The organism is Serratia sp. CY84636, from assembly GCF_052166245.1.
GTDB lineage: Bacteria > Pseudomonadota > Gammaproteobacteria > Enterobacterales > Enterobacteriaceae > Serratia > Serratia nevei.
In genome coordinates this window covers 1,494,439-1,512,119 of sequence record NZ_JBJNOX010000002.1, presented here as the reverse complement: position 1 = coordinate 1,512,119, position 17,681 = coordinate 1,494,439, and the positions used below count along the sequence as shown (strand labels likewise).

Annotated in this window: 13 protein-coding genes; all 13 read left to right on the top strand. The window is 56.0% G+C overall.

Annotation, left to right across the window (positions count from 1 at the left end; genetic code table 11):
• Positions 1 to 24: 24 nt before the first annotated feature.
• The 13 genes from ACJ8QI_RS11695 (at position 25) to ACJ8QI_RS11635 (ending at position 17,627) form a co-directional block, all read left to right on the top strand.
• A complete protein-coding gene (locus ACJ8QI_RS11695; protein WP_038872271.1) occupies positions 25 to 315 on the top strand; it encodes a hypothetical protein in 291 nt (96 codons plus the stop codon).
• Positions 316 to 1,015: 700 nt separating this feature from the next.
• Entirely contained in the window at positions 1,016 to 1,591 is a 576-nt protein-coding gene (locus ACJ8QI_RS11690) for a helix-turn-helix transcriptional regulator (protein ID WP_060420452.1), read from the top strand.
• A gap of 106 nt (positions 1,592 to 1,697) precedes the next feature.
• Positions 1,698 to 2,567, top strand: coding sequence for a hypothetical protein (locus tag ACJ8QI_RS11685; protein WP_084827579.1), 870 nt, complete (start codon positions 1,698 to 1,700; stop codon positions 2,565 to 2,567).
• Between the two features lie 34 nt (positions 2,568 to 2,601).
• A complete protein-coding gene (locus tag ACJ8QI_RS11680) occupies positions 2,602 to 8,388 on the top strand; it encodes an amino acid adenylation domain-containing protein (RefSeq protein WP_442532520.1) in 5,787 nt (1,928 codons plus the stop codon).
• A 1-nt stretch (position 8,389) separates the two neighbouring features.
• On the top strand, positions 8,390 to 9,217 hold the full coding sequence (locus ACJ8QI_RS11675) for a Cof-type HAD-IIB family hydrolase (RefSeq protein WP_060420458.1): 828 nt from the start codon (positions 8,390 to 8,392) through the stop codon (positions 9,215 to 9,217).
• A 105-nt stretch (positions 9,218 to 9,322) separates the two neighbouring features.
• Positions 9,323 to 9,556: a hypothetical protein gene (locus ACJ8QI_RS11670; RefSeq protein ID WP_038872255.1), complete on the top strand. Its 234-nt coding sequence runs from the start codon at positions 9,323 to 9,325 to the stop codon at positions 9,554 to 9,556.
• A gap of 78 nt (positions 9,557 to 9,634) precedes the next feature.
• Positions 9,635 to 10,033: a hypothetical protein gene (locus tag ACJ8QI_RS11665; protein WP_060439610.1), complete on the top strand. Its 399-nt coding sequence runs from the start codon at positions 9,635 to 9,637 to the stop codon at positions 10,031 to 10,033.
• Positions 10,034 to 10,104: 71 nt separating this feature from the next.
• On the top strand, positions 10,105 to 11,583 hold the full coding sequence (locus ACJ8QI_RS11660; protein ID WP_164268048.1) for a PhoPQ-activated protein PqaA family protein: 1,479 nt from the start codon (positions 10,105 to 10,107) through the stop codon (positions 11,581 to 11,583).
• A gap of 645 nt (positions 11,584 to 12,228) precedes the next feature.
• Positions 12,229 to 12,768 (top strand): fimbrial protein, encoded by a 540-nt coding sequence (locus ACJ8QI_RS11655; protein ID WP_038872246.1) that lies wholly within the window; start codon positions 12,229 to 12,231, stop codon positions 12,766 to 12,768.
• A 56-nt stretch (positions 12,769 to 12,824) separates the two neighbouring features.
• Positions 12,825 to 13,508, top strand: a complete 684-nt coding sequence (locus ACJ8QI_RS11650) for a fimbrial biogenesis chaperone (RefSeq protein WP_084827581.1) — start codon at positions 12,825 to 12,827, stop codon at positions 13,506 to 13,508.
• Positions 13,509 to 13,563: 55 nt separating this feature from the next.
• Entirely contained in the window at positions 13,564 to 16,146 is a 2,583-nt protein-coding gene (locus ACJ8QI_RS11645; RefSeq protein WP_442532519.1) for a fimbria/pilus outer membrane usher protein, read from the top strand.
• A gap of 43 nt (positions 16,147 to 16,189) precedes the next feature.
• Positions 16,190 to 17,131, top strand: coding sequence for a fimbrial protein (locus tag ACJ8QI_RS11640; RefSeq protein WP_060420468.1), 942 nt, complete (start codon positions 16,190 to 16,192; stop codon positions 17,129 to 17,131).
• A 136-nt stretch (positions 17,132 to 17,267) separates the two neighbouring features.
• Positions 17,268 to 17,627: a hypothetical protein gene (locus tag ACJ8QI_RS11635; RefSeq protein WP_060420470.1), complete on the top strand. Its 360-nt coding sequence runs from the start codon at positions 17,268 to 17,270 to the stop codon at positions 17,625 to 17,627.
• Positions 17,628 to 17,681: the final 54 nt, after the last annotated feature.

Genomic DNA, 17,681 nt, shown 5'->3' with positions numbered 1-17,681 from the left:
TGACCTATATCTGAAGGGGAATTTATGAAGGTTTTGACGACACCGGAAAGACCTTTCCGCTATGAAGATCTGGCGGAAAAAATTGTCACCGAGGCCAGAAGCCGCTTGGGCTGCGCCGCTCTGCGGTTTTTAGACTGCCTGATCCAGGGATATGGCCCGCCGGTGATTGTCTTTGATATCTATAATAATCACGGTAAGTTGCAAACGGTGAAACTGATTCTCCCCATCGGAAGTCATAAGCAGTTAAAAAAAGATCACCTCGGGCTGATCGCCTGCCTGGAGGCTAAAAAACTGGTGAGATTAAAAAAGATATAAACAATGTTCCGCATCGGCAACGCCGACTGAGTTCTTCTTGTTTTTCGTCACACCGCTGAATAATCTCTGTCCCTGCCTGGATTCTCTTATATCCGCGGACGATGCGTTCGCCTTTTTTCAACCCATCAACACATTTTTTTGGAATCACTTATCGCCATAAAGTGTAGCTTTTCTTTATGCATTTTTTTTACAATAGGATTAATATGGTTATAGAGGGTTTTTTAATATGGCCTGCCGGGGTAACGGCACATCTCGAGATAAAGCATTATCCCGTCTTTCTTCTAAGTAAAATCCTAATACATAATCGGATGCTCTTAACAATCAATACAGAGCCGTGTTATGTTCTATATTATGTTTTTTTTCGATATTTATCTGGATATATTGCGCTCTTGGAGTAAAATTAACTTATCAGAGAAAATTATTGGCACCGTATCACGGATGGCAATGATGCACTATAAATATATCTTACGGTAACCCTTTACCTTGTGAACGCGGTACTTCCCCGCGTCTTGCTTTTGTGTGCTCTCCAGGGCTGATGAGTTTATATCATATATAAAATACACTTTTTGCGAGGCGAAGACGTTTCCGCATCGCATATAACGCTTTTTTATTAAAAAGCATCTCAAAACTAAAAAATAATCACAGCAATCATATTGCAGTAAGGAGAGTGGGCAAGCGTAGTCAAAAGGGAGGTTTGTTAATGGAGCGCGTCAATATTGCTATCGTCGATCAAAATCAATTTTTCAAGCTTGGGTTGGGGCTCGCCTTGCAAGAGGGTTTTCTCCAGAATGGTGTCAAGGCCAAGATCACGGGAGAGGAACGGGCCAACATTATATTCCGGGCGCCGGATAAGCGGGTGTCCATCAATTTTTGCCATACCCAGCTTTTGCAGGGCAACTTTTCTTCTATTCCGCTCTATTTTTCAATACTGGAGCATAAAACGATTTTTCCAAAAATCCATTGCAATCTAGAGGCCGGAAGCATTACGCGCAAAGACGGCGTGGCGGCGATCGTGGATAAGGTCATGGTTTGCTATCGCAAGAAAAACAGTTTGGTTTCAAGCTATTGCCCGCGTTGCCGCACCCAGTTGACCTTTAGCGAAGGGAAGGTGTGCCGTCTGATTCATCTGGGATACTCGCAAAATCAAACTGCGATGTTGCTCGGCATCAGCCCGAAAACGGTCAGCATTCATAAACGCTCTGCGATGAGAAAACTGAATATCGATAACAATATTGAATTCTTGCGCTGGTTAAAAATGCACAGCGACTCTTGTTAATGGAGAGGGGGAAAGTGACGATCTGATTCGGTATTTTTACCGGCGCAGGCGGCGATCGTTCATGGTTGCCGCCTGGCATGGAATAGGTTTTATAGGGAGATAAAACATGGCTGATTTTGTAAGGGAAACGGTTTCCAAAAATCATTTCAAATTATTGCAGGATCTTTATGGCAGAGATCTGGGCGGGGAACGTTTCCTGCACTGGAAGCATCTGCTCGATCCGCATTGTGGCGCGCCAAGGGAGAAGACGGGCATATTCTACAAGGATCGCGAACGTTATCTCGGGATGTTCGTTTCAAGCTTTTATCCCTTTAAGATCAACGGTGTTAGTGTCAATGTCAATATGCTTGGCGATCTTGGCATCCATCGTCAGGTAAAGTCCGCCACCGTACTGAAAGATTTTTTCCTGCAGGCCAGACGGTCGGACGTGGCGGCGGATATCTGCTTTTCCGATGACAGGAAGATCCGGGTTTACGAAAAAATATTTAGAAAGTATTTAACAACCAATACCCAAATCTATCCTTATGTCGAATTAACCTTAAAGCCTGACAAGTTTATGGCATTTCGTTTTGCTGAAAGTGGGCTCGCACAGCAGGCAAGCTTCATCAATAATTTAGGGCGGGAAAAAGATCGCCGCGCCTTTGAGTATATTGAAAAACACCCCCTGTACCATAAAATTCATTATATCAACAAAGGCAGCCACTACGCCGTGATTGGCTGTTCTCATGAATGTGCCGAACTCTTGGATATTTCCAACCCTTCCAGGGAGTGTTTTTCCTGGGCCATCGGTGTGTGTCGGCATCTGCATAGCCGTTGCAAAGTAATGATCCCCCTCGCTTTTTATAAGTCGGTTTGCGCTCAGGCGGCGGAGGTCATTTCAGAAAAACGCATCAACATGCTTATCGGCTATTACTCACAAAAGATAAGCGATCTGATGCCGAAAGAGGTTTGGGTATGCCGCATGGATCGCCGTTAAGCAGGGCTTGTGTCTTCTAAATGGAGTGTTTGTCATGGAAGAAATTCCTGTATCACCCTACTCAAAAGTTTTTATCGATGAATATGATCGCCATCCTGAAGGCTGCAATTACAACGTATTGGTGCTGCAGCGAATTGAGGGCGCGCTGGATCCCATCCGGTTGCAAGCCGCGCTGAATGCGCTGGTGCAAGATCATGTACTGCTGAACAGCCATATTCATGAACAGGATGGCGAGCTGTATTGGCGCCGCAATGACGCAATCCATCCGTTGCAGCATTACACGGACCGCACGCTGCTGACGCAAGTGATTCGCCGGCCCTTCGATATTTACCGCGGGCCGCTTTATCGCTGGGCGCTATTCGCCGAGGGGGAGCGGCGCTATACCTTGGCGTTGGTCGGCCACCATCTGGTGATTGACGGCGCCTCTTCCGACGAGTTTTTCTCCCTGGTGAGCCAGTACTATCGCCAACAGCGGCTGGCGACGCGCGTCGAGGCGGCCGAGATCGCCGCCGTTAACCGGCAACTGCAGCAGGAGGTGAAGCAACTGGCCGCCGAGGGGGCGCTGGCGCATTGGCGCGCCGAAGCGGAAAGTTTGGGCGTGCTCGAGGTGCCGTTTGAGCGAAGCGGCGCCGGCCGTGAAGACGAAGCGGGTGAGCTGCGCTTCCACTTTCCCAAAGCGCAATGGAAAGCGCTGAAACAGGCCTCGGGGATTCGGCGAGTGAATGATTTCCTGGCGTTGCTGGTGCTGTGGGGCATCTTGATGGCGCGCAGCGGCAATCAGGAAACGGTCTACATCAGTTATCCGGTGTCGATCAAGAAGGGGCAAAAATTTGCGCTCGGCGGCCATGTGAACACCAGCGTGTTGCCCCTCTCTTTGCGTGACGGCGCGAGTTTTTCCGACGTTTATCGACGGGCGCTGGCATTTATTACCGCCGCGCCGCCGCAGTCGCGCCAACGTTTTAACCAGCTGCCCACGCAAGAGGTGGTGCGGGCGTTGGGGATCCGCGCGTTACCGATCTCCTTTGCCCAAACCAACTTGCGCGATGCGGCATTGCCGCTGGCCGATTGCGCCACCTGGCCGCTATTCGAAGCCAATCACGATATGGCCAGCGCGGCGCTCTCGCTGGAATACGAAGACCGGGCCGATATTGATGCGTTGCAGTTCCGGTTGCGCTTTCGCCAGGGCATGTTTGACGAGGAAGACATGCGCGACTGCGCGGCGCATTTTACTCGCCTGATGCAACAGGCGATGAGCGCGCCTGACGCCCCGTTAAGCCACATGGCCTTCTATCCCGCCGCCGACAGGTCGCCGCCGGATAATGAGAGTCTCCCGCTGCCAGGGGAGACCCTCAGCGCCCGTTTTGAAGCGATCGCGCAACGCTATCCGGAAAACATCGCGCTGGAGTATGAGGGGCTGCGCGTCAGCTACCGTGAGTTGAACGGCATGGCGAACAGCCTGGCGCGCGAGATCGTGCTTCGCTATGCGTCGCTGACCGGGGCCGAGCCCCAGGCCGACGTGCCGATCGCGCTATACAGCGAAAAAAGCCTGGAAATGGTCGTGGCGCTGCTGGCGGTGCTGAAAACCGGCGCGGCCTATGTGCCGATCTCCTGCCATTATCCCCAGGCGCGTATTCAACATATTCTTGCGGAAACGCGGGCGGCCTTGGTGATTGCCGGGCCCTCTATGCAGACGGCGGCGGAAGCGTTGGCGGCGATGATGCCGCATCCCCAGGCCGTGCTGACACTGGGCGATCTGAGCCGCCTGCCGCATGAACGGCATAATCTGCCGGTGGTCACCGCCGCCGAACGGCTTGGCGCGATCATTTATACCTCGGGGTCGACGGGAGTGCCGAAAGGCGTGATGCTCGAGCAGCAGGCGATGTGCGGGTTGGCGACCGCGTCCGGCATCGCGATTACGCCCGAAGATGTCTTGTTGTTCCTGTCCAGCCCGGCGTTCGACGCGGCGACGTTCGAAGTGTGGGGCGCCTTGCTCAACGGCGCCAAACTGGTGGTCATCCGCGACACGGAAGATATCGCCGGCGATGTGCCGCAGCTGGAAGCGCTGCTGCGTCGGCAGCAGGTGTCGATTCTTTGGGCCACGCGCAGCTTGTTCGATCATCTCTACCTCAGCAACCCCGATCTGTTTGCCGGGCTGCGCTATCTGCTGGTGGGCGGGGAGGCGCTGACCGCCACGCTGATGCAGCGCCTGGTGCGGCAACCCCACCGCCCTCAGTGGGTCATCAATGGCTATGGCCCCACCGAATGCACCACGTTCACCACGATGTACGCTATCGCTCAGGACGAAGCGCGCAGCAGCATTCCCATCGGCAGGGCGATACCGGGGCGTGAGCTCTACGTGCTGGATCGCTGGCGGCAACCGCTGCCGCCGGGCTTGGCCGGCGAGTTGTATATCGGCGGTTCGGCGCTGGCGCGCGGTTATCTCAACCAGCCGCAGCAAACCCAGGCGAGTTTCATCGAGTTGCACGGCCGGCGCTTATACAAAACCGGCGATCGGGTGCGTTGGCTGCGCGACGGCAATCTGGAATATCTCGGCAGAAATGATTGCCAGGTGAAAATTCGCGGATTCAGGATTGAACTCAGCGAGATAGAAAATGCGATCAATGCCCTGGAGGGCGTCGAGAAAGGCGTAGTGGTGGATGTCGTCCATCGGGAGAGCAAGCGCCTTGCCGCCTATTTGCTGATGGCGCGGGGCGTGGCCTGGGATCCTGCCGAATTACGCTCCCGGCTTGAGCGCAGTTTGCCGGATTATATGGTGCCGTCCAGCTATGTCGAGATTGACGAGATACCGCTGACGGTTAACGGCAAGTTGGATCGCTCGGCCTTGCCCGCGCCGCAATTCGCGCAAAGCGGGCGTTATGCCGCGCCGGAGAACCCGCTGGAGGCGCTGATTTGTTCCCTGTGGTCGAACATTCTTGGCGTGGAGACCGTGGGCATCGACGACGACTTTTTCCGATTGGGCGGCGATTCGATCCAAAGCATTGTGTTCACCAGCGAATTGAGCAAGTCGGGTTACCACAGCAACTCGCGTGCGGTGTTCGAAACCAGAAATGCGCGGGCTCTGGCCCAGCGCATTCTGCGGCAGCAAGACGCGGTTACCGCGCTCAACGAACAGGGTGAACTGCAGGGCGAATTCGAGCTGCTGCCGATTCAACGCTGGTACCGTGAGCTGGCGCCGAATCGCAGCGCCTTCTTCAACCAGACTTTTTTGGTGCGGGTACCGCCGATGTCCGCCGAACAGGTCGCCGATCTGGTGGATGCGCTGGCGGATCAGCATGACATGCTGCGCGCGCGTTTTAGCGTCGACGACGCCGGCGTCATCGTGTCGCAGCGCTACCTGTCAGCGGCCGACGGCGGCCCTTCATGGGGCTACTATGACCTGGCGCTTTGTCGCCAAAGCCGCGCCGAGCTGCTGCGCCAATGGCAATCGGGGTTTGATCCGGCGGCAGGGCCGATATGCCGCTTCGTTTACATCTTTGACAGCCGCGCCCCCGGCTACGCGCTGATGTTCTGCGCGTTTCATCATCTGATCGTCGATGTGGTTTCCTGGCGCGTCATCGTCAGCGATCTGCAGCGGTTGCATCAGGGGGAATCGCTGCCGGAAAAAGGCACCAGCTACCGCCAATGGGGAGAACGGTTAAGGCAATACGCGGCAACCCGGCAAGACCAATGCGCTTACTGGCTGGCGATGATCGCCGGGCAGCCCGATTACGCCACGCTCAGCGGCGTGGCGCAGGCCCCTGAATTTTGCCGCTTCGAGTGCGATGTGGCGTTGACCGCGCTGCTGATGGACGGTTGCCACCAGGCCTACAACACCTCGGTGCGCGAAGTGCTGTTAGCGGCCCTGGCGCCGGTGTTGCAGGCATGGCACGGCAGTGCGGACAGTTACCTCACGCTGGAACACCATGGCCGCGATATCAATGACGATAAGATCCGGCTTGAGGGCACCGTCGGCTGGTTCACCGCCTTGATGCCCTTGCGCATCACCGCGCACGAGTGCCAAAAAACCACGCTGCGCGCCATCAAGGACAGGCTGAGAAAGATGCCTGACCACGGTATCGGTTATTCGGCGCTGAAATACGCTTCAGCGCCGGGCGATGAGGTGCCGGCTTGCCTGCGGCGCCACCGCCTGCCGGCCATTTCGTTCAATTATCTCGGCGCGTTCAACGAGCAGGCCGACGACGCGTTATGGGCCTTGATCGACCAAACGGCGGATTTGGAAAATGGCGCGATGCCGGTCAGCGGCAACGTATTGGATCTGGTGCTTTATGTTCACGACGATCGGCTAAGCATCGTCATGTCAGGTTTGCTGCCGCATGAAACGCTGTCGCGGATCGGGTCGCACTATGTCGACAGCCTGTCGGCGCTGGTCGAGTACTGCTGCCACGAAGCCGGCAACGGCGTTTGTCTCGCCAGCCCGGGCGACTTCCCCCATGCCGACGTCAGCCTCGCCGAATTGGATCGCTGGCAGCAAAAGCATCGCCTCGCCGCCGTTTTCGAAGCCACGGTAACCCAGCGAGAGTTGATGTATTTCAACCGACTCAACCGCGAGTATCAGATCGACCAGGCGGTTTATGAGATCGCGGGGCCGTTGCAGCCCGAGGTGTTGAATCAGGCATGGGCGCTGGCGCTGCAGCGGTTTGAAATGCTGCGCGCCGGATTTGACGATCAAACCCGCCGCGGCCGGCCCAACGTCTTTATCTGCGAGACGCTGCAGGCGCCGATCGCGATGGACGATTGGTCGGATGCCGCGCCAGCCTCTCTGGAGGAACGGATGGAGGCGCTGCTGGCCCGGGAGAGGGAGACCGCGTTTGAGCTGGATGCGCCGCCGTTGATTCGCTGGCGCCTCATCAGGTTGCATGCGGACGAGCACTATCTGGTGCAGACCTTTAACCACATTCTGTTTGATGGATGGTCGCTGGGGGTCTTGTTCGGCCAGTGGTTCAACGATTACCTCGCCCTGTTGGCGGGCCGGGTGCCGGCGCTGGAGATTAACCGATTCGAGCCTTTTGCCGCCCATGTGCGCACGCACGGCAATGATCCTGAGGCGCGGGCCTTCTGGGCAGACTATTTGCGGGATGCGCCGGTCAATCAACGCTTGCCGCTGACTGCCGCACCGCAGCTCGTACCGCAGGGGCGCCGGATGCGTCAGCATGGCGACGAATTCTCCAGCGCGCAGATGGCGCGCCTCACCGCGTTTTGTCGGCGGCAGGGGATCACGGTCAACCAACTGACGCAGCTGGCCTGGATGCTGGCGCTGGCCGAGGCGCTGGCTTGCGATGATATCGCCATCGGCACGACCATGAGCGAGCGCCCGGCCGACATTGAGCAGGTGCAGACGCTGTTTGGCCTGTGTGTCGCAAGCCCGGTGCTGCGGCTGCGGGCGATTCGCCGCCGCCCCCTTTATGAGCTGCTGGATGACATCGCGGATTCACAAACCTTCCGGCAGAAATACGCCTTTTCCGAACTGAATCGATACGACGAGAATTGGGTGCCCACCTCGCCGTTCGGCAGCCTGTTCGTGTTCGAAAACATGCCGAAACCGGCGATGGATCCACGGCTGCCGTTTCAGTGCCGCGTGATGGATATCGTCAGCGGCAGCAATCACCAAACGGTGCTGTGCCTGTTCCCCGAGGCGGAACGGCTCGCCATTTCACTGTTTTATGATTCCCACGAGATCGCTCGGGAAAACATCGTCGAATTGGGCCGACGTTTTCTGATTATTGCGCTCGCGATCGCCAATCTCCCGCCCGACAGCGACATCTGCGCTGAGGACGGGATTATCCAGGCTGAGGAGGCATGATATGTGGCTGGCAGTCGACGGCAAAATAAAGTACCGGGCGATCGTGAGCGATCTTGACGGCACCTTGCTCGATCCGTCCGGGAATTTATCCGATGTGACGGTGGAAACGCTCAACATTTTACAGCGTCGGGGGTTGGAAATCGTCATTGCAACGGGGCGCTGCGATGCGGATGCGCGCGGGATCGTGGATGGGCTGGGGTTCTCGCCGGTGATCGTTTCTTGCAACGGCGCGATGGTCAACATCGAAGGGCAGGCGGTGGCGGATAGAAGCTATTTTTTGCCCGCAGAGCTGCAAACCGGGCTGATCGATTTTTTATTCGCCAGCCCGTTCCACGTGACCCTGTTCACCCGAGAGGGCTGGATGATGGCCGAAGAGAACCCGCATTTTTCTGACTACGTCAAAACGTCGGGCGTGGCCTGCCGCTATGTCGAGCCTGAGGCCATGAAGCGGCAGCGGATATTGAAGGTACTGGTGCATGGGGACGCGGCGCCGATCGAGACGCTCTTTGACCAGGTCAACCAGGCCTTCGGCAAAACGCTGTCCATCTGTAAGTCCTCCACGGAAACGATAGACATCATGGATAAGCATATTTCCAAGGCCAGAAGCGTGGCCGACTATTTGAATTCCAAACAGATAGCGATGCGCGATTGCCTCTCTTTCGGCGATGCGATGAACGATCTGGACATGCTGCGCTGGGCCGGAACGGGCGTGGTCATGGGCAATGCCATGAGCGAATTGAAACGCGCTCTGCCGTTGAATCCGGTGGCGTTGCCCAATAGCCGCAATGGCGTCGCAGACTATCTCTGTCGTGAATTCGGTCTGTTCTGACGTTTTCACCGGGCAAGGTTTATTGGCAGACAAAAGGAGGTGAACGAACAGTGAGGGTTTCATTTTCTCAAAACGGAACACTTAGATTAATGCAAAGGAGCGAGTATGAAAGAACTGACTGAAGCAGAAGTTATGGCGGTATCCGGCGCGGGCATCGCTTCCGACGCCGGCAAAATCCTGGGTACGGGTATTGGCGCCATCGTGGATGCCGGCACCGGTCTTTTCGGTATCCATGCGGATGCGTCAAACGCCGGCGCAAAACTCGGTGAAGGCATTGGCGCCGTCATCGATGCCGGGATTAGCGCGTTCTCGCAGTTGTTTGGCCGCAAATCCTCTTGAGCCTCTAATGAAAAGTGCCCGCAAGGGCACTTTTAAATCAACCGCGAGCGCGGTGCAGGGAACGGGGCGGGAGGATGAATGGCAAATAAAATCATGCTGATTATGGTTATCAATCTTTTTGTGGCGGTGGCATTGGCGGTGTTTAACGTCATCTATATCCAAAAGAAGATGGATATCCGCTACCCCAGTGACGCCACCCCCTTTCAGGTCGCGGAGAAAGCGCAGGCCAGAATCCTGTCTATGAGACAGACCGCGGTGTTTTTAAACAACAATCCCGTGGTGGCGTTTACGTTGGAAATTACTGCCAAGCGCAGGCAGTTCACCCTGACGGATCATCGCGAGGTCGTGCTCTACGTCGCCATGAGTCGTTATCAGGAGAACCGCATTTATAGCGTGCTGGTGGGGGAAAACGAGAACGATGTGATGTTCGAAAAAGACAGCTTCGGCTACCCGATATTATTTCATCACGCCTCGTGAGGCTGTTGATGCCCGTTTGCCGCCGCGCCGGCCTGCGAGGGCGGGGCAACGCCAACTATCGTGGGGGAAAAATGTTAAAGATCTCCGCTTATATTACCTTGATTTGGCTGGCGTTGGCCGTCTGCCGGTACGCCGCGGCCAAGGAGGAAGACACCTGCTTCGCCGATGAGCACCCAGCATTACAGACGGTGATCCCTTGCTATAACCAGCAACTGGCCACGCTGCCCCTGTCATTTTCGTTAAAAAGCGTGGAGAGCGGCCAACACGCGGAAATTCGTCATTATCGGCTGATGTCGCAATCCTGGTCGCCGCAAGACGCGATCCGGCCGACGCAGTGGTGGCACGACGTGGACATTTATATTCCCAACGGGGCATTCACCGGTAAAGCGTTGCTGGTGATGAGCGAAGACTGCGCGTGCAGCGCCGCCGGCCCGGGAACGTCGGGCAATCAAAAGCCGGCGTTTTCCGCCGAGGCGCTGGCGGCGCAGAGCAAAACGGTGGTGGTGGTGGTCAATCGGCTGCCTTACCCGTACCTGGAATACCAAAATGAGGGACGGCGCCGTTCAGGGGCGGATAGCCGGGCGAGGGGATGGCGATTGTTCCTGGATGATGCCGATGAATATTTGATGATGCCGCTGCATATCCCGATGACGGCGGCGCTGTCGCAAACCATGACGCTGGCGCAACGCGAATTGCGCCAGTGGGGGATAGACAAATTTATCGTCGCGGGCGTGTCTGAGGGGGGAACCACGGCCATGCTGACGGCGCTTTCAGATGAGCGCATCGATGCCGTGGCCGCCATTTTCCCTGAGGGGATCGCGGCGCGGCAGGTGATGAAGCATACCTATCGCACGTATGGCGGGCGTTGGCCTTTGGCGTTTCATCCTTATTACCAACTGGGCATCGATCGGCGCATAGAGACCCCGGCGTTTGACAAGCTGATGCAGATTGAAGATCCCATCGAATATCCCCCTCTGGCCGAGCGCGGGCGGCCTCCGGCACCGAAGTATTTCATCGTCGCCGGCGGCGACGAACGCTATCCGCCCGACAGCACGCGGTTTTATTTGAATAAGCTGCCGGGGGAGGTCTCGATGCGAGCCATCGCCGGCGACGAGCGCACGGTCCCCGAACGCGCTGTTCTGGCCTTGGTCAACCGTCGTCAGCGTGATATTGCGCTACCGACGATCGAGGTGCAGAGCAACGCCTCAGAGACGGCGCTGCGCACGCTCCGCTTTTCCGAGCCGCCGATCAGGGTGTTGCGCTGGACTGCGCATAACCGCACGGCCCGAGATTTTCGCTACTCGTGCGGCGTGCGTTATACCTCGGCGCCGCTGGAGGCGAACCGCGGTGAATTTCGGCTGAACGCCCCTGCACAGGGTTGGGAGGCCACCTTTATCGAAGCCGAGTTTAGCGACGGGTATATCGCGACCTCGCCGGTCTTTATCACCCCTGACGACCGCTACCCGATCGCCGCACCGGCGGGCGATGGCCTGGCGTGTGAAACCTTACCGGGCCGAGGGCTGGGGGAGGATTATCGCCATGACGATTAATCCCACTGAAAATAAGACGGAAAAGCGTTTACTGTGAATTGAACGTCAAGAGAACGCGGCTACATCGCTGAATTAACCTGTGTCAGAAGGGAACCGTTGATGATCGGCGGCGCCCTTTCTGCAGCATGATTACGCTGATTTATTGTCGGCGTTTTCTTATTTAAGAGAAAACTTCCCTTCATATTTCACCTCTTCTGAACGCTTAATCGTTATTGCCCTATCCGGTTTCGCCGTCGACGCGCCGCAGCCCCTTAGCAAGAATCAAAAAACTCTCCAGTCATTGGCTCCCGCGCGGCGTCTTTCATTTTTGTGACAACTCATCCTTACGCACATTCATTGAAGAGGAAATGAGTGGTTTATCTTGTGGATGGTGTATGAAGCATGCTGATAAACCTTTCCTTTTCGGCCAGAGGAATGAATCAAGAAACGCCGTTTTTTTGGTTTTTTTAAAATAAAAATAAGAATGATGCCAATTCGATTCGGGGTGATTATCTTTTCTCATCTTTACATTGATTTTATGTATTGCTAAAGAGGGAAAGCCAAGCATAATTAACTGTGAAAGGGGCGGAGCTCCTATTCGCCTTATCACGGATTAGCCGTGATAGGGATATTTTTAAGTTTGTCCAATCAAAAGGAGAAGTACCCATGATGGAAAAAAAAGTGATTATGTTGGCATTGGTTGCGGCGAGTTTTTCGAGTGCTTTGCCTGCCCTGGCGGCAGACGGGCAGGTTAATTTTACCGGGAATATTGTTGATGCCGCGTGCAAGGTCACAAATGACTTGAGTAATCCATTAAATGTTGTTCTGGGCGATGTGGCCCGAACGGCATTTGCGGGGGGCAAGGGATCCACTTCCTCGGCGACTAAATTTACGCTGGAAGTGACGGATTGTCCGGATACGGTAAAAAGCGCCACCGTTAAGTTCGACGGCGCGGCCGATAATGGTGACAACAACGTATTGCAGCTGACCCAGGAAACGGATGTCGCCACGGGCGTTGGCATCCAGCTGTCTGATATTTCTAATAATGTTCTTCCGCTTTACACGGCCTCAACGGCCTATCCGCTGGCTTCCGGCAGCGGCGTGAAAAACAATCTTGATTTTACCGCGCGTTATATTTCCACGCTTGCAGATGTGACTGCCGGTAAAGCCAATAGCGTCGCGACCTTCACGCTGAATTACAACTGATAATATTTTCTTGCCCGCTGGTTTCCAGCGGGCCGTATTGCCTCGGAGATAATATTATGCGGTTTAATTGCTGCAGTGCCCTAATGGGATTCATTTTATTATTATTTTTTTCTACGGCGCAGGCCGGTGTGGTTGTCGGTGGAACGCGAGTAATTTTTAACGGTGAAAAAAAAGAAGCCTCAATCAGCGTCGACAACCCGGACAACGAACCTTATTTAATCCAGTCCTGGCTGGATAATCAACAGAGCGGCGTGGATAAGATAGCCTTTATTATTACGCCGCCTTTATTTCGTCTGGATGGGCATCAGGAGAATATGCTGCGCATCGTCCGCGTCGGCGATGACTTGCCGAAGGATAAAGAGAGCCTGTATTGGATGAATATAAAGTCCATTCCTTCGACAGAACACACGGGTAAGTCGAACACGTTGCAAATCGCGGTAAAAACGCGCCTCAAACTGATTTATCGCCCTGCGGCGCTGCTCAAACAGGTTCCCGAGGATGTGACTCAACGGTTGACGTGGCAGCGCGTCGGCAAGGAATTAAAACTCACCAACCCCACGCCGTATTATATGAATTTTCATTATGTTCGCATCGGCGGGCGCGAAATGAAAGAGGTGACTTATATCGCGCCGATGAGTAGTGAAATGTTTTCATTGCCGGTTTCTGGCGCGTCGTCGGTCAGTTGGAAATTAATTAACGACTACGGCGGCACCGGCAAGGAGCATCAGTCAGGTATTTAACCGCCAGGGGATGGGCGGCAGAAGGGAATAACGAATTCAATAATGGAGCTAATGAATGATAACTCGTCAGCGTAGAGCAGCGAAGCGGGATGCTTGGCTGAAGCGCATCGTCTTATTCACGGCAACCACGGCGGTATGCGGCAACATGGCCAACCCCGCCTTTTCCCGTGACTATTTCAATCCGGCGTTGCTGGAAACGGGGCGTTCGGGCCAACAGCCTGTTGACCTGTCGGTGTTTGAAAACGGCAACCAGGTGCCCGGCAAGTATCGGGTGGATATTTGGGTGAATGACATGCTGATGGAGACGCGTGATGTTCGGTTTGTCATCAAGCCCGGCGGCGACGATAAAGCCGGCCTGCAGCCTTGCCTGACGGGGGAGGATTTACAACGGCTCGGCGTGAAGATCGAGCGGTTTCCCGCATTGAACCGCGCGGAAGAGTGCGCGAATTTGGCCGCCATCCCGCAGGCCTCGGCGCAATTTCAATTTAACCGCCAGCGGCTGGTGCTGAGCATTCCCCAGGCGGCGTTGGAAAATCGGGTGCGTGGCTATGTACCGCCCGAACTGTGGGACGAAGGGATGCCGGCGATGCTGCTTAACTACGGTTTCACCGGCAGCAACAGCAAGGGGCGCGATCGTTTTACCCAGAGCGCGAGCAGCTACTACCTCAACCTGCGGCCGGGGTTCAATCTGGGGGCCTGGCGGGTGCGGAATTACACCACCTGGAGCTACAACAGCGGCGGTGGCGGGCGGCAGTCGGAAGATCGCTGGGACACCGTCTATACCTACGCCCAGCGCAATATCATCAGCCTGAAGAGCTTGCTCACGCTCGGTGAAAGCAGCACTCCGTCCGATGTGTTTGACAGCGTGTCGTTTCGCGGCGCGCAGCTGGCCTCCGATGACGACATGTTGCCGGAAAGCCTGCGCGGCTATGCGCCGGTGGTGCGCGGCATTGCGCGCAGCAACGCGCAGGTGGTCATTCGCCAAAACGGTTATGTCATCTACCAGAGTTATGTCGCGCCGGGCGCGTTCGAGATTTCTGACATGTATCCGACCGGCGGCAGCGGCGATTTGGACGTGACGATCAAAGAGGCGGACGGCAGCGAACAGCATATGACCGTGCCTTTTGCCAGCTTGCCGGTATTGCAACGCGAAGGGCGCCTGAAATACGCGCTGACGTCCGGCCAATATCGCACTTACGATCACAGCGTGGAGAAAAAGGTTTTCTCGCAGGGCAGCCTGATTTACGGCTTGCCGGCCGGCTTTACCCTCTATGGCGGCGGGCAATTCGCCGGCCCGTATCAATCCTTGGCCTTGGGGGTGGGTAAAAACCTGGGCGAGTTCGGCGCCCTGTCGGTGGACGCGACTCAGGCCTGGGCGAAACAGGAACATCAGCCGAAAAGCGACGGCCAGTCGTGGCGCGTGCGCTACAGCAAAAACATCGTAGCGACCGGCACGAACTTCGCCATTGCCGGCTACCGCTATTCGACCAGCGGCTATTATGGGCTGCAGGAAGTGCTGGACACCTACCGCAGCGGCAACCGCTACGCCCTGACAGACCGCCGTAAAAACCGCGCCGAGATTACGCTCAACCAGAATTTATGGGAGGGGGCGGGGTCGCTTTCCCTCAGTGCGGTCAGCGAAGATTACTGGAATTCCGAGCGCAACATGCAATCGCTGAGCGCGGGTTACAACAATAGCTGGAATGGCATCAGTTACGGTTTTAACTACAGCTACAACCGTAATTCACAGGCGATTTACGGTGACTCAGACCGGGGACAACGGCGTATTTACGATCGCGACCAACTGTTTGCCTTCAATATCAGCGTGCCGTTGGAGAAATGGCTGAGCAACACCTACGCCACCTATAGCCTCAATACCAGCCAAAAAGGCAATACCAGCCATACGGCGGGGCTCAACGGCACGGCGCTGGCCGGCAACAACCTCAACTGGAGCGTACAGGAAGGGTATGGCAATCAGGGCCAGGGCAACAGCGGCAATGCCAACCTTGACTGGCGTGCCACCTACGGCGAACTCGTCGCGGGATACGCTTACGATCGCAGCCAACAGCGCGTCAACTATGGCGTAAAAGGGGGCGTGATTGCCCACGAAGACGGCGTTACCTTCGGCCAGCCCTTTGGCGAGACGGCCGCCCTGGTGACGGCGGCCGGCGCCAGCGATGTGGCGGTCGGCAACCAGGTCGGGGTGAAAACCGATTGGCGCGGCTATGCCATCGTTCCTTATGCCACCCCTTATCGCAACAACTCGATTCGTCTTGATGTGGAGAGTTTGCCGGATGATGTCGATCTCGCGCTGACCAACCAGTTGGTCACGCCTACCCGCGGCGCGGTAAGCCGGGCGAATTTCAAGGCGCACGTCGGCAAAAGGATCCTGATGAGAGTCACGGATCCACATGGGGTGCCTCTCCCTCTGGGGGCCAGCGTCCGCGATGCGGATCATTCGGCGCAGCCGTTCCTGATTGGTGGGGATGGGTTGGTTTATCTGTCCGGCATGGCGGAACAAGGTCGACTCATCGTGCAGTGGGGGCGAAATGCCGAGCATCAGTGCCGCATCAGCTATCAACTGCCGGCGGAGAAACCCGCTGCAGGGATCCAAACCCTCAATGGCGTTTGCCAATAGATCTCGCTCCGTATCCATCATGACTTGTTAAGTGAGAGTGAAAATGAACGTTTTTATCAGGATATTCGGTTACGGCGCTCTGCTATGGCTGGCGACGCTAACGACGGTGGCGTATGCCGGCACCTGTACCACCAACGCGAAAACCATCCGCATGGGGTTGCTGACGCTGGCCGTGGATCCGCGTATTGAAATCGGCGAACAGTTGGCTGTCCGTACGGAAAACAGCATCAGCGGCACGACGTTTTCTTTCCTTTGCTCGGGCTCGGTGGCCTATCGCTCCCTGTCGCCGCTGACGCCGAGTGCGCTGCCCGGCGTGTTTGAAACGGGCATCGACGGCGTAGGCGTGACGATTTCGGACCTGTGGCAGAGCAATAAGAACGTGCCTTTCAATACGGCGATTTCGCCCAACCTGCTGACGCCGTGGATCAACCGCAATGATGTCAGGCTGACGTTTATCAAAACCGGCCCGATTAAAACCGGCGGTGATATGGGGGGGAAGATTATCGCCAGATATTATCTGGACTCGACCTCGGTATTGGACTTGAGCATTTCCGGCATGAAGGTCATTCAGAAAAGCTGCCTGGTGGATTTGAATTATAAAAATCAAACGGTGGACTTAGGCAGCCCAAAACGCAGCGAATTTAATGGGGTCGGCAGCAGCGCGGTGTCTTCCGAACGTAACTTCTTCGTGGTCCTGCAATGCCAGGAAGACAATATTCCGGTACAGGTGACGTTTGAAGCGGCCGGAAATTCGCCGGGCGTAGGCATGATCGCTATTGCCGACGGTTCTGATGCGGCAAAGGGCGTTGCCGTGGAGGTCCTGGACGAGAACCGTAATCCGCTCACGTTTTCCCGGCCGATTAACTATCACACCGCTGCCGAAAAAGAGATCAGAATTCCCTTAATGGCGCGTTATAAGCAGACGGGGGACATTAGCCCCGGGCAGGCCGATGCCGTCATGACATTCACCATTACGCAGAATTAAGGGAGCCGCATCAAAAATATAATGCCGTCTTTTCCCGCGGCATTATTGGTGGCATCCGGCGCTGCAGGCCGATGCCAATGCAATGACAACACGCATGTATGGCTGTGTTTGTCCGTTTAAATATGGAGATTAACCAATGAAAGAACTGTCTGTTATCGAAATGAATGAAGTGTCAGGCGCCTATTCCTGGGATATGAGCAATGGGCTGGCCGGCCTGATTGGCAGCGCCGTCACCAATGCCGCGGAAGCCGTTTCGTCCGTTGCTTTGGGCGCCGCGGTCGGCAGCATGGCGGGCGCCGTCATCGGCGGTAAGCACGGCGGCGACGGCGGCGGTCTGCTGGGCGTCGGCTCCATTGGCCAGGGCGTTGGCATGGTCGCTGCGGGTATTCTGGGCGGCGTGGCCAGCGGCGTGGCCGCGGCCGTTGTTGGCTGGGATACCACCCTGGAATACTCCAAAAAAGGCCTCGATGGGCTGATTAACGGCACCATCAGCTAAATCAATATTGCTGTCCAAGGCCGCAGCGCTCGCGCTGCGGCTGTCTCCCGGTCA